We start from the raw sequence: 13,733 nt of genomic DNA, 5'->3' as shown, positions 1-13,733 counted from the left end.
AGCTCCTGCTAAATATGCTTGTGTATGGTTTTCTATTATTTCGAGCGTAAATAGGCTTCATAAGCACTGATAAAGTCGTCATTTACGCCCTGTTGGTTTTTCTTGCCAAGTTCCGCTGACAGCTCTGTATGCAGTGCTTTGTACTGTGCCCAGTATCTTGCCTGACGCTGTGCCGGGTTTAATTTGTCAACAAAGCTACCGCCAAAATCGGCGGCTTCTATTTTCTGTGGTGCCAGTTGCACTAACATGCCGGCCATAGCACCTCTGGCACCGGCAATAATGGCGGCCTCATGCTGGCTGATATCGGCAAAAGCCTCGGCAATAGCTTGCCTGGCGGGCATAAAACTGGAACCCGGGCGATTAAATAAATTGTGAAAGGCATCATCAATGCTGGCAGAAAACTTAAGCGGGTTGTTTTCGCGCTGCTGGAAAGTGGTTTGATTAACCCGAAAGCTGTTTTTAACTTCAGAGCGTACGCGCATAACATCTATCACGCCTAACAGCGATTGTTGTAAAGCCTGACCCAATTGCTCCCACCACTGGCTGGAATCAACCGACTGTACATTGGCTTGCGACACGCCCAGCCCGTGAAGAAAAGCCTGCAGGCAAGCCGCACTGTCACCGGCCATAGCGGGTGCTGCACTTTTACGTTTATCTTTAACCACGTTGTGCACAACATCTGTGTTAACAGCAGTGCTGACGGTTTCCTGTATTGGTTGCTCCGGTATTTTCTGCTGCCATGGTGCTTCCCAGTCATCGGGGATTAATGCAGACGGTGCCAGAAAATGCTCATCCATTGTCATCTCATGGCTATTATCTCTGGCGGCGGTGGCAGTATGGGCACTGGCCAAACCAAAAGCCGGGCCAGCCAGCTCAGCAACCGAAAAACCGCTGTTAGTGTGCTCGCTTGTACTGTAAGCGGGAGCCTGATGAGCACCTGTAGCTTTTTGTGCAATAGCCGGGTGAGAGACAGCATTTACCGGTTCTTTTTGCATTGTAACCGGCGGCACAAAGGTGCTGTCAGGCAGAGCATCAATAAGTGCAACCTGAATTTCATAGTCGCCCATGCATAGCACATCGCCATGCTTTAACTGATGGCTATTACCCTGCCCTAATGCCTCAACTGATCTGTTAACAAATAAACCATTGGTTGACTGATCAGTAATGCTGAATAAACCCTTATTGCAGCTTATGCTGGCATGCACACCTGACACTACACGCTCAGGATCAGGCAAATACCAATCTGCACGCTCCGAGCGGCCCAGTGTGCCACCAGTGGTATCAAAGCGTTTTACCGCTACCTGCTTGGGTGATAACCGGTGATAACTCAACACTGACAATTCAAGCAACCTGTCCTTTTGTCCCATACCACCTCCTGCAGCACTGCAATAAAACACAATTTATTCACTATAAATCGGCGAAATAGATTAAGTTAAATTTAATGTTGCGTCAACAGAAACCAAATTAACAATTAGTCAAAATATGCTGGTGACCTGACCACTTTTTTGTGAAATAATTGCGCTATTCAGTGCCAATGCCAGTAACAAATTAGTGCGATGTTTTTTCGCAGTAGCCAGCTGAACAAGGAGTAAACGATGACGGATCAGAACCCGACAGGTGTCGACAACTTTGCCACCGAACAGGCAGCAGATGCAGACAAAACGCGCTATGCCGTTAAAAAAACCGCACCGTCAGATTCTGCGCCGGTAGCGGCACTGCAAAGTGGTATGTTGATAAAAGAGCGCTACCTGCTGGAGAATAAAATTGGCTCGGGCGGTATGAGTGATATTTACCGGGCTACTGATCTGTTTTTGCAACAAGCCGGGGTAAGCAACAGTACCGTTGCTATAAAGGTGTTGCAGCAGCAGTTTGTTGATCAGCCAGACGCACTGCAGCTGTTGCTGCAGGAAGCACATAAAACCCAACAACTGTCTCATCCGAACATAGTGCGGGTATTTGACGTTGACTCAGATCAGCAGCACTACTTTATTGTCATGGAGTGCCTGGATGGCGAAAGCCTGGATCAGGTAATTAAACGCTATAAACCAAAGGGTTTACCGCTTAAATCTGCCATGAACCTGTTGTGCCAGATTGCTGATGCTCTGGATTTCGCGCACAAAACCGGCATAGTTCACGCCGATTTAAAACCAGCCAATATTATGGTTAACCGCTCAGGCGAAGTAAAAGTACTGGATTTTGGCGTGGCGCAAAAGCTCCAGCTAAACCACGATATTTACGCCGCAGAGCAACAAAGCCAGACAGCACCGCTAAGTGGCTACACCCCGGCTTACGCCAGCCCTCAGCTGTTGGCGGGTAATACGCCTTGCGTTGCCGACGACATATTCTCATTCGCTTGTTTAAGTTATGAGTTACTGACCAGTAAACACCCTTTTGAGCGTTTACCAGCAGATAAAGCCCAGCAGCAAAATAAACAAGCAACAAAACCAGCGCATTTAAACCTGCTGCAATGGCAAACATTAAAGCGCGCACTGCAGTTTGACAGTGCAAAGCGCACCGTCAGTATTAGCGGTATTATTAAACAGTTTAAGCAGCCTGTATGGCAGCCTGCTGTTGCCGCCGCAGCAGTGCTGTTGGTTGGCTGGGGCGGCTGGCAATATCATCAGCAACAACAATCAACCATAGCTGAACTGAGTAACCAAAGCAGTGCTTTACAGCAAAAGCAGCAGCAGTACCAGCAGCTTAACCAGGCATCAGCGGCAGAACTGCTGGCTGCACTGGCCACCAATGGAGGCAGGACGTTAGAAACTGAAGGTATTCTAAGATTACAGCAGAATGAGATCTTGCAGCATTTTGAGCAGCAAATTGACAACATTATCACTGATCGCAGCTTTAATTATCCTAATTACCCGGAGATAGAACGTATCCTGGCGCAGGCCAGCGAGCTGTATCCTGATTCTCATTATCTGGCTGGCCTGAGCAGCAATATGCAGCGCAGTAAGCAAACTGCTATTGATGTTTTACGCTCGCAGTTAAGCCAGTTATTGCTAAACCAGCAATATCAGCAACAAAGCGATGCCCAGGACCCATACAAAATTATTGCCGAACTAAAACGCATTGACAGCCGTTATCAGGCCGAGCCTGACAACGCAGAAGCGGCGGTATATGTGTCGGCATTTGAGCAAGCTGTCGCCACTAATGATGCAGTGGCACTGCAGCGTCTTATTAGTGTCGGTGAGTTATTATTTTCACGCCACAGCGATACCGCACAGTTGGTAGAGCAAGGCCAACAACTGGCTGTAGCAGTAGATGCAATGGCTGCATACCGGCTGGCACAAAGCAGTGGCGAGCCGGCGACCTTTCCTTACCAGGCGGCAGAACTATTTTATCAGCACAGCTTCTCATTACTGGAAAATGAACTGGCAGTCAGCGAAGCTGCTGAGCAAATAGATGCCGTTTATACCAAACTGCAACAATATGATGCTGAAGTACCGACAGACTTTTCATTGCATAAAGCGCTTCGCCGTAAACTGGCGGATAAATATCTGGCGTTGTCAGGTGAGCTGTTAAAAACCAATCAGGTGCGCAATGCTGAGCGGCTAATGCGCCGCGCAAATGAATTGATGAGCAGCCTTAACAGCTAGGGTGTGTTGACGCCCTAGCGATAAGCATCGACGCCCTGACACAACTGTGTAATACCAAGCAAAGTGCGGGGCGTGGTGCGGTAGATAAAATCGGCATTCACACTTAAGTACTGGTTTTTTTTCACTGCAGGCAAAGCACTAAACGGCCGCCAGTAGGAAAAATCTGCCAGCACTTTTTCTGCCACCGGTTGAATAATCACATCGGGCTGCGCCTGAATAACCTGTTCAATACCTACCTGCGGATAATCGCCCTTGGCGCTGGCAAAAGGATTATTAACCGCGCATAACTGCAATATCTGCTGCGGCCAGGCCCGGTTGGCAATCGTTGTCAATGGCGCTGTACCCATAGCAAAAAAGGCCGTTACCGGTGTTTTATGCTGATATTGCTGGCGTAGCTGTGCCAATTGTTGTTCAAACTGCAGCGCTTGTTGTTCGCCCTGCTCTGGATAACCGCTAAGCTGGCCGATTAGCCGCAGCTCTGCGCCAATATCATCCAGTGTTAATGGATCAGAAAACGCCACTTTAATACCTAGCTGCTGCAAGCGGGTAATATCTGCGGCCGGATTTCCGCTACGCCAGGCAATAACTAAATCAGGTTGCAGCGCCAGTACGGCTTCCAAATTGATGCTGGCATAACTGGCAATACGCGGTAACGCTTGCGCTGCTAAAGGGTAATCGCTGTAGTCACTTACGGCCACAACCTGTTCACCCGCCCCCACTGCAAACAACAGCTCGGTAATGTGCGGTGCCAGTGCAATAATGCGCTGGGGTTTAGCCAGCGCCGGCAACGCCAGCAGCATTAACAGCGGCAGTAATAAGGGCCAGTAACGTGTTTTCACCAGTCAATCCCCCGCTGGGCTTTAATACCGTGATCAAACGCATGTTTGATGTTTTGCACTTCACTTACCGTATCGGCCAGCTCGATTAAACGCCGGTGACAAGCCCGGCCGGTAATCACCACATGCTGTGTTGCCGGGCGTTGCAGTAATGCCTGTTCGATACGTTCCAGCGGCAGATAATGATAACTTAACATATAGGTCAGCTCGTCCAGCAGCACCACATCTATGGCCGGGTCTGCCAAAAACTGTTCGGCCTGTTGCCACACTTGCTCTGCAGCGGCAATATCTGCTGCTTTATCTTGTGTATCCCAGGTAAAGCCGGTGGCCATTACCGCAAACTGTACGCCATGTTGCTGCAATAAGTTACGCTCGCCACAGTCCCAACTGCCTTTAATAAACTGCACGACTGCCGCAGTAAAACCATGACCAACAGCACGGGCGACAGTACCAAAGCCAGAGGTAGATTTACCTTTGCCATTACCGGTGATCACCAGCAGTAAGCCTTTTTCATCGGTAGCAGCAGCCACTGCGCTATCAACCTGCGTTTTCAGCCGCTGCTGGCGTTCACGGTGGCGCTGTTGTTTTAATTCATCTGTTGCCATTACACATCGCTATAGCCGTTGCCGGCGCATAATAAGTAAGAAAAATACACTGCCCACTAACGAGGTAATAACCCCCAGCGGAATTTCCTGTTGCGGCAGCAAAGTACGGGCCAGATTGTCTACCCAGATCATAAACAGTGCCCCCACAACAGCACAGCCCAATAGCAAGCGCGCTGATGTAACCCCAAAGAAATGCCGCACTATATGCGGGATCATCAGGCCAACAAAAGCGATACCGCCACACTGCGACACAATACAGGCTGTCAGCAAGGCCGTCGCCAGCAATAATACCAAGCGCAGGCGCAGCGTATTAACCCCCAGCGTACGGGCGCTTTCATCACTTAGCAGCAGAGCATCCAGCTGGCGGCGCAGCGCCAGTGCCAGCAGTAGCACCAGTACGACAACCGGCGCCAGTAACATTACACTGTGCCAGTCGGTGCGGCTTAAACTGCCCATTAACCAGAATATTACCCGGTTAGCAGCAAAAGGCTCGGCAAAGTACAAAATAAAACTACTGATCGCACTTAACATAAAGGATACCGCTACCCCAGCCAGCAAGGTAATTTCAACCTTACGCCAGCGCTGCCCGGCACACACGGCAAATACCAGAGCAACAGCAAATAAGGCACCGGCAAAGGCGCCCAGCGCCAGGCTGATAAGCTGGGGCGGCAGCACCACGCTAACAAGGGTCGCACCCAAACCGGCGCCGGCCATTAAACCAAATAAATACGGATCAGCCAGCGGGTTACGGCTGGCATTTTGCAATACTGCACCAGACACCGCCAGCCCGGCACCTACCAGTACAGCGCACACTAAACGCGGCAAGCGGATTTGCCAGACAATGGTTTCGGCCAGCGGAGAAACACCCTCCCAGCCAAACAACACCCGGACAATATCTGCCAGTGTTAAGCTGGCACTGCCGATAGTTAAACTCAGTAGCAGGCTAAACAGCAGCATCAGTAAAGCAACAGAAATTGCCAGCGAATAATGCCGCTTTAACATGCAGCCTCCGCCGCGGCCAACCCTGTTGAGGCTGGAATAAAAGTTACCTGCAGTTTATTTATCAGCGGATGTAACGCTATCTGGCAGGGCAAACCAAATACCTGCTGCATTAACTGGGGTTGCAGTACCTCAGCAGGTGTACCAAAGGCTACCTGTTCACCATTATTTAATAACAGCAGCTTGTCACAATACATCGCAGCCAGGTTTAAATCGTGCAGACATGCCAGCAGCGGAATATCCAGCGCTTTAACCAGTTGCAGGATCTGGTGTTGGTACTGCACATCCAGATGGTTGGTCGGCTCGTCCAGCAGTAATAATGAAGGTTGTTGCACCAATGCCCTGGCGATATAAAGCCGCTGCATTTCACCACCGGATAAGGTATCAACAGCATCTGAACTTTTGTTGCTAAGGCCTGTTTTTTTCAGCGCCAGTGCAACCTGGGCCGTGTCGTAACTGCTATTTAGCTCAAACCAGTTTTTATGCGGTAAAAGCCCCATGGTAGCCACTTGCTCTACTGTCAGGGCAAATAAGGGCGCAGACGTCTGGCTTACTACGGCAAGTGTTCTGGCAAGTTCTGCCGTAGCAAAACGGCCAATCTTACGTTGCTTTAGCAGTATCTGCCCACTGTGTGCGCTAAGCGCGCCCTGAATCAGCCGCAGCAATGAGCTTTTACCAGCGCCGTTGGGGCCGATAATGCCGACAAACTCACCTTTTTGCAGTGAGAAACTGATGTTATGCAGGACCTGTTTCGCACCAAAGCGCAAACACACCGCTGAAAGTTCAAGCAACACTGACTCCTGGCAATAGCAGCAGCCAACTTGCTGAAAACAGTAAGTTGCCACTGCTGTGAATTCCCGCACGCAGGCAAAAAAGACATTAAGCTAAGGCAGGTCTCCTGACTTAAAGCGGTAACCCACAATCGCCTTCCCGGAGTATAACCAGTGGCATCTGATTGCAGCGCTTATTACAGTTGCGGGTACAGTGCGGGCTTTACACCCGCTTCCCTTTTCAGCGGGAGTTATCCCACACCAAAGCAGGCGCAGTGTAGCAGATTTAAATAGTGGCAATCAAAAATGAAACCGCCAGCATCAGGCTGGCGGTAGCAGATGTATTATTCCAATGCACTGAGCAAGGTTTTATCCAAACCATCTTCTGTCAGTATTTTTACAATAGCCTGACAATGCTCCACGGTAAAATCACCTTCTGTAATCTGGCCATTTAGCATGGCACGGCGTTTCATCACAATATCTGCGATCATTTTCTGGTTAGCACCTTCAGCACCGCCCATTTTGCCGTACAGTTTATCCAGATAAGGATACAACGTCTTTTCGGCATCATAAGCACTCTGGCGCACCGGTGGATGAAAATCCTGACAAGCATTCAGGTTCAGCAGATAAAAGTTTAAGTAACCGGCTACGGTTATCAGTTTATAATCTTGTGCATTAGCAGCGGCTGTTGTTGACATTGCCACCGCAGCAATAGCGGCGCTCACCCATTTTTTCATTATGACTTCCTGTTATTCCACTTTCATCGCTATTCAATCTAAACAGAAAGCCGCGTTTTTGCAATGTTAACAAGCTAAAAAGCAGCTACCTGCAATACTGGGCCTGATATTGTTACACGCCATACAACATAAACAGCTTTCGCCTTACTAAGGCGTTGTATCCGCAGCCAGAGGCAATAGCAGCAAATCATTTAATTCCGGCCCGCCACCACGGTTGGCACTGCCTGCGGCAATATACACAACACCATTTAGTAGCGTAGCCTGAGTACCGTGTCGCCCTGTAGGTAACGCTGGCCACTTTTGCCATTGCTTCGTCGCCGGGTTATAAGCTTCAACTTCATTATGCGCGCTTACCTGGCGCAGGCTTTCACCGCCGATAACAACCAGTTGCCCGTTAATTACCACTGCAGCGGTACCGGCCCTTGGCGTGGGCAGCGGCGTATCCAGCGTATGCCAACGCTGGGTTTTAATATCATAAACATCTACCGCTGAAACTGTCAGTGACATCGTCTCGCCGGTATCATGTGACGACATACGCCCGGCCGCAGCGTAGATTTGATCATCAATAACAACGGCATGAAAGTGATCGCGGGCATTCGGCGCATCAGCCAGCGCTGTCCATTGTCCGGTTGCCGGATTAAACACATCCAGCCAGGCGACAAAACCACTCATATGGCCGCGGTTATTACCGCCAATAAGATAAATAAGCCCGTTGTGCACCACCACACCACTGCCCCCGCGCTGCCGCTGCGCCGGGATCTCAGGCCCGGTTTGCCAGGTATCAGTAGCCGGGTTATAAATCAGTATATTGGCAATAGATTTTTCTTCCGGGAAATCACCGGTTAAGGCGCCTAATACATACAATTTGTCATCATAGGCAACAGCTTGCATATGGTGCAGCTCAAACGGTGGTTTTGCTCCTTGCTGCCATTGTCCGGTAGCCGGGTCGAAAATATCTAAAGGCCGCTCGCCACGCCCGCCCAGCAAATATAGGCGGCCTGCCACAGCAACAAAACCATTCTCATGCCGCTCAGCAGGTGTCCCTTGGGTATTTTGTGTTTGCCATTGCGCCTGCGCCGTTACAGGCGCCGGGCTGTTAAGCGGTTTCTGGCTGGTATCTGCAGATACAGCAAAGGACAACAACGCCCAAACAGCCAGCCATAGATAACGAAAAGGTGTGCGTGCAGTATTAACAACTAAATGGCTATTAAACATAGTTCCTCCGTTCCTGAAACCTATATCATAGTTGAGATTACCAGCACCGCCCGCCAGTATTATTTACTTACTTCATTACTTTTTTTGCGTTTTTAACGCCTGCGTACGCATAGCCACGGTTGCTATTGCGCTACCTCTTTAACATTCTCTAATGGTACCCACCCTGATTCTGTACCGACCGTTTTTTCACACCATAGCCAGCCATTTAAAACCCCGGAACCCGTCAGTAGCTCTCCTTCCTGCACATTTAGCTCTTTTGCCGTGTAATCATCAAATGCTCTACCCTGTGAGTTCTCAAATCGCTCGATAATCTGATCAGGAACCCAACCAGGCTCTTGCCCGGGCGTAGTGCACAGGTACCAGTTATCCCAGCCTTCGGCACCTTTGTATTCTTCACCAACAAGCAGAGGATCACCTTTTTTAAAGGTTATTGGCTTAGGAAACTCACTCTTATGTGAGCTGACAACGATATATCTCTTAGGGCTCATAGGACTCTTATATTTTGGTGTTCTTACCCATAAAAAGTAGACACTCGGTTATGCGCATTTGCGCTCATACTCAGCCGGGCTGACATAGCCAATCGCTGAGTGCCTACGGACACGATTATAAAATATCTCTATGTACTCGAAGATACCTGACTTCGCCCGCTCAATCGAGTCGTAGTTTTCGGCATAAATCAGCTCAACTTTCAGCCGGCTGAAGAAGGCTTCCATCGCCGCATTATCCCAGCAATTGCCCTTACGGCTCATGCTCGGCACGCAGCCGGCATTCATCAACTCGTCCTGATACGCGGTTGAGCGGTACTGTACTCCCCGGTCTGAGTGCACTATCAGACCAGGCTCTGGCTGTCTTCGTGCCAGTGCCATTCTCAGTGCCTGCGTAATCAGGCGCTCAGTCATGCTGGTGTCCAACGACCAACCCACTATGGCTCTGGAGTATAAATCCATCATCGTCGCCAGGTATAACCATTTATCTTTCAGCCAGATATAGGTGATATCTGTGGTCCAGCGCTCATTGGGCTTTTCTGCGTCAAAGCGCCTTTTCAGTAAGTTGTCGGCCACATTTGTCATCGCTTCAGTACGTGGGCTGTAGCGAAACGCCTTGCCATTACGTGCCCGTATTCCTCTGGCTTTGAGGATGCTGGCCACGGTGTTCAGACAACAACTTACCCCCAGCGCGTTTAGCTCTTTTACCAGCCTGGGCGCGCCGTAGCGCGCTTTGTAACGGGCGTAGTTATCGAGCACATGCTGCTCTAACTGCTCGTGTTTTACGCTGCTCCGGCTCGGTTTACGGCCCCGCCAGCGGTAAAAGCCGGAGGCGGATACTTCCAGCACCCGACACATCAACCTGACCGTATACTGCCCCACGTATTCGCTGATCAGGGCGTACTTTACTCCTGCAGCTTGGCAAAGTACGCAGCTGCCTTCTTTAAGAATTCATTTTCCTTTTTCAGCGTGTCCAGCTCGCGCTTCAGCTGCCGGATTTTTTCGCTTTCATCTTTTGAATAATCTACCCCATTCAGGCTGTTAAACTGCTTATCAGACAAGCGGTTAAACTGCGCCCGCCAGTTGTAAATCTGATTAGGATGTATGCCCAGCTCCTGGGCAACAGACGTGGCTGTTTTATCGGGTAAATCAGACAGTCTTACGGCTTCACGGCGAAACTCTTCTGAGTACGCCTGGGTTTTATGTCTGGTCATCTTGCACCTCAGTGTCAGGTACGATACCTAACTATAGAAGGTGTCTACTGATCATGGGTAACTCGGACACCTAACGCCCGCCACAAACGCGAGCAACTTGTTGCGAGTCGAGCGCCCAACGGGCGCGTTTTTGATGGCGATTGTTATATGGCCACATTATTTAAACGACTTAGGTTCTGGCAAACCATCAATTCGGTATTTTGCGATAGCATTGTTCCAGAGTTCTATCATTCCGCTATCTGCCGGCACCATTTTGCCTGTTTCAGGGGCCGCAAAGTTTATGTGTCCATTCTCTAAGAATCCAATAGGCTCAGATGCAGAAAGAATGTCACTTAGATCAAATGCGCCCCCAGATAAATCGTAATGCTCTTTCAGGAAATACCACATAACCCAAAAGGCATCCTCAGCGGTCAGAGTTTCATCTTTAAAGGTAAGCATTTTACAAACCGACTCCGATATTTAATCCCATATAACGCTTTGCTAATTGGCTGCCGCAGCGTAGCGTAGGCAGTCCAGTGGAGGCCTCGCTGTTTGTGGCCGGAACGAAATTAAGCAATTTGTTATATGCCGTTACTTAATAAAGAAACTGTACCTTTGGCTATCATCCAAGGACCAGCATATAACCCAAACTCTAACCCAACGTACATTAGTGATTCGTGTAATTCAGGGTTCAGAAAACCGATTTCAATTTCTAATTTGTCTCCCGGAAATGCTTCTTCAACACCACCGAGGTTAATCGTACATGACGCGAAAGAAGAGCCTGAAACCTCCAAACCTTTGTAGGATATGGTTGGCCTAGCACCACTAGCAAATCTCGCTAAACAGCCCTTATCTTCAACTTTTAGTACTTCGACTTCGGCTAAAATAGTAAAACTCATCAAGACATTTCTCTAGGCATATAACGCCACTGTAAACGGCTGGCGGAGCAGCGCGTAGCCAGTCCGATGGAAGCCGCGCTTTTTGCGGCTGGAATGTATTTGACAGTTTTGTTATGTGTTTTCAATTTTAGCCCAAATAGATAGTGGAACTATTGGATAAGCACCATTAAAAAAACAATATTTATCGTAGATTCCAAGGTCTTTTAAGTATTTCAGTGCTTTCAAAAACTCTCGCTGCTCTATTAGATTATTGTCATATTTAGAGCGCTCACCATTTTTTTCATAGGCAAAGAAGCTAACTTCTTTAGGAGTATCAGAATATGACCTAGCGTGGAGTTTTATAGCCCCAAATGAAAATTCATACAGGTCGTATTCGTAATGCCAATCATAGTAACCATTTTCATCTTTTTCACTACAATCAATTTCGTGAGTTTTTAGTACTTCCATATCTTCCTTACACATAACGCCATTGCTAATGGGCTGCCGCAGCGCAGCGTAGGCAGTCCCGTGGAGGCCACGTCTTTTTGTGGCCGGAACGAAATTAAGCAACTTGTTATGAAGCAGTTGCTTTGTGCCCATAAATATTTTCTTCGACACCAATTTCATCCCAATCATTTAGCATTAAATTCTGAATACTGCTAATGACGAGACTAACACCAAAATTTACTAATTCATTTACTTGTTCATTCAAATCATAATCCATAGGATGAGAAACGTTAAAACCGCCATGAACGAACTTGCTCCTCATATCGTTGAGTTCTCTAAGTTGTGTTTTCAATGCTTTCTGCTGCCTTTCTTCAACTGACAATAAGAAGTTAATCTTCTTACTTAAATCGTTGAATCCTCGCCCAGCATTTGTTCCGTAAATTGCCTCTAGTGCATGAAAAATCCATGGGATAGTTCCGATATCATAACCATCCATTTTTACAATATGAAGCAGTGAAAACATAGCCTTTTCGACGGAGCTATTTGCTGTCATTTTCATGCCAATATTCAAGGTTTCAAACCACGCTTTAACATGCTTAACATCCGAATAAAAAACATAAGGCACTCTTTTTTGGGATAGATTTTCTAGGGCATATCCAAAAGAAAAACTAGATGCTTTAATTGGATTATTTTTATCATCCCCATCTAGCTTGGCATTATAAAAATCGATAATCCCTGGAGCAGATAGGTTACATATAAGAAACAGATCCATTAAGTACCTGTGAAGATACCTTCTTACCTTAGTTATATCCAAGTCAGAACTTGTATTGACCGAAATAGGTAAGCTAATTAAATCTACAGGTGAAACCAGCTTGTAGAGAGAACCATCTATAGCTGTATAGAAACGACCATTAATATCATAACTTTCAATTAGAATTGATTTAAATTCATCCCAATTAATTGATATCTCAAAATCAATTCCGTCCCAATTGAAAGAGTTATTTGAGTAGATATTAGAAATATCTTCGATTGCTTTTAAATCAGCTATCCTCAATTTCATCTTCGTCTGGGCAGTCTCGGCAACTCCATTTAATTAGCAATTTGAACTCAAATATCACCAGAACCTCCCTGCTTCATAACGCCGCAATAAAAGGCGAGCGTTAGCGAGTCCAGCCCACATTTTTTGTGGGCGATTTTTCATTGCCTTGTTATGTGTTTTAAGCACGGACTAACCTCTATTAACCTTACCAGTGCCATTACAACGGTTACAGGGCACGAAACCCCACGATTCGGGTTTTTCGATGTCTCCACAGTGACTACAATCAAAAGGCCTACCTTTACCTTTGCATGCTGGACATTCGACTTCCCCTTTACCACTGCAAGAAGGGCAGTCTTTCATAGGTATATTTTTGTTATTTCCAATACTCATAGTTAAGAGATAATTCATCAATTACACATAACGCTTTGCTAATGGGCTGCCGCAGCGTAGCGTAGGCAGTCCAGTGGAGGCCACGCTGTTTGTGGCCGGAACGAAATTAAGCAACTTGTTATAAGCCATTTGTGTTGACCCTGTTACCGCAATGAATACAAACGATTGAGCCTGAAAACCAATGCCAAACAACTTTAGACCAATCTCCACTTGATGCTGGATGCGGCGATTTAAACCCTTGAACAGTTAAACACTTATTGCAGTGAGGGCAACGATTAAAAAATGCCAAAACAATATGTACAACTACGGCGCAAAAAAACGCACCGAAGATGTATATCAAATGACTCGCACTAGACTCCGGCGGAGAGAAAAACTTAACGTAACCCAGTGCTAGAAAAAAAGCGATAAGAAGCAACCATGCAATAAAAACGCTGAGTACATCAAGTTTCCCGACTAACGATTTCATCACCGATCTATCCTATGGCTTATAACGCTCGGCTAAGCCGCCGGAACGGAGTTGGTTGTTTTGCGCTAGCG

15 protein-coding genes and 1 riboswitch are annotated in these 13,733 nt (G+C 47.6%); of the genes, 1 reads left to right on the top strand and 14 read right to left on the bottom strand.

What is annotated here, in order from left to right; translation table 11 throughout:
- Positions 1-35: 35 nt before the first annotated feature.
- Positions 36-1,367 (bottom strand): type VI secretion system-associated FHA domain protein TagH, encoded by a 1,332-nt coding sequence (tagH, locus tag AR688_RS07860; RefSeq protein WP_068231669.1) that lies wholly within the window; start codon positions 1,365-1,367, stop codon positions 36-38.
- Positions 1,368-1,595: 228 nt separating this feature from the next.
- On the opposite strand from tagH, the gene AR688_RS07855 reads away from it, so the two are divergent.
- Complete coding sequence (locus AR688_RS07855) at positions 1,596-3,602, top strand: serine/threonine-protein kinase (RefSeq protein WP_068231666.1); 2,007 nt, start codon at positions 1,596-1,598, stop codon at positions 3,600-3,602.
- A gap of 14 nt (positions 3,603-3,616) precedes the next feature.
- Here AR688_RS07855 and AR688_RS07850 read toward each other — a convergent pair whose 3' ends face one another.
- The 13 genes from AR688_RS07850 to AR688_RS07790 all read right to left on the bottom strand — a co-directional run bounded on the left by AR688_RS07850 (position 3,617) and on the right by AR688_RS07790 (position 12,827).
- Entirely contained in the window at positions 3,617-4,441 is an 825-nt protein-coding gene (locus tag AR688_RS07850) for a cobalamin-binding protein (RefSeq protein ID WP_231732018.1), read from the bottom strand.
- A complete protein-coding gene (gene cobO / locus AR688_RS07845) occupies positions 4,438-5,043 on the bottom strand; it encodes a cob(I)yrinic acid a,c-diamide adenosyltransferase (protein WP_068231660.1) in 606 nt (201 codons plus the stop codon). Before cobO ends, AR688_RS07850 begins: the two co-directional genes overlap by 4 nt.
- Positions 5,044-5,052: 9 nt before the next feature.
- Positions 5,053-6,045, bottom strand: coding sequence for a FecCD family ABC transporter permease (locus AR688_RS07840; RefSeq protein ID WP_068231658.1), 993 nt, complete (start codon positions 6,043-6,045; stop codon positions 5,053-5,055).
- A complete protein-coding gene (locus tag AR688_RS07835) occupies positions 6,039-6,833 on the bottom strand; it encodes an ABC transporter ATP-binding protein (RefSeq protein WP_068231656.1) in 795 nt (264 codons plus the stop codon). The genes AR688_RS07840 and AR688_RS07835 overlap by 7 nt, the downstream gene beginning before the upstream one ends.
- A gap of 80 nt (positions 6,834-6,913) precedes the next feature.
- Positions 6,914-7,093, bottom strand: a riboswitch (cobalamin riboswitch).
- A gap of 63 nt (positions 7,094-7,156) precedes the next feature.
- Positions 7,157-7,549 (bottom strand): hypothetical protein, encoded by a 393-nt coding sequence (locus AR688_RS07830; protein WP_068231653.1) that lies wholly within the window; start codon positions 7,547-7,549, stop codon positions 7,157-7,159.
- A gap of 147 nt (positions 7,550-7,696) precedes the next feature.
- Entirely contained in the window at positions 7,697-8,764 is a 1,068-nt protein-coding gene (locus AR688_RS07825; protein WP_068231648.1) for a Kelch repeat-containing protein, read from the bottom strand.
- Between the two features lie 122 nt (positions 8,765-8,886).
- Positions 8,887-9,252, bottom strand: a complete 366-nt coding sequence (locus AR688_RS07820; RefSeq protein WP_068231645.1) for an SH3 domain-containing protein — start codon at positions 9,250-9,252, stop codon at positions 8,887-8,889.
- Between the two features lie 48 nt (positions 9,253-9,300).
- Positions 9,301-10,143, bottom strand: a complete 843-nt coding sequence (locus AR688_RS20170) for an IS3 family transposase (protein WP_231732020.1) — start codon at positions 10,141-10,143, stop codon at positions 9,301-9,303.
- Positions 10,144-10,154: 11 nt separating this feature from the next.
- The gene (locus AR688_RS07810; RefSeq protein ID WP_068231639.1) at positions 10,155-10,463 is read right to left on the bottom strand and encodes a transposase; all 309 of its coding nucleotides are present in this window, start codon (positions 10,461-10,463) and stop codon (positions 10,155-10,157) included.
- Positions 10,464-10,619: 156 nt separating this feature from the next.
- Positions 10,620-10,901 carry a hypothetical protein gene (locus tag AR688_RS07805; RefSeq protein WP_068231636.1) on the bottom strand — a complete coding sequence of 94 codons (282 nt, stop codon included), beginning with the start codon at positions 10,899-10,901 and terminating at the stop codon, positions 10,620-10,622.
- A gap of 122 nt (positions 10,902-11,023) precedes the next feature.
- On the bottom strand, positions 11,024-11,341 hold the full coding sequence (locus AR688_RS07800; protein WP_068231633.1) for a hypothetical protein: 318 nt from the start codon (positions 11,339-11,341) through the stop codon (positions 11,024-11,026).
- A gap of 111 nt (positions 11,342-11,452) precedes the next feature.
- Positions 11,453-11,788, bottom strand: a complete 336-nt coding sequence (locus AR688_RS07795) for a hypothetical protein (protein ID WP_156420253.1) — start codon at positions 11,786-11,788, stop codon at positions 11,453-11,455.
- A gap of 106 nt (positions 11,789-11,894) precedes the next feature.
- The gene (locus tag AR688_RS07790) at positions 11,895-12,827 is read right to left on the bottom strand and encodes a hypothetical protein (RefSeq protein WP_156420252.1); all 933 of its coding nucleotides are present in this window, start codon (positions 12,825-12,827) and stop codon (positions 11,895-11,897) included.
- Positions 12,828-13,733: the final 906 nt, after the last annotated feature.

It is taken from the genome of Rheinheimera sp. EpRS3, from assembly GCF_001513785.1.
Lineage (GTDB): Bacteria > Pseudomonadota > Gammaproteobacteria > Enterobacterales > Alteromonadaceae > Alishewanella.
This window is presented reverse-complemented; position numbering and strand designations above follow the sequence as displayed.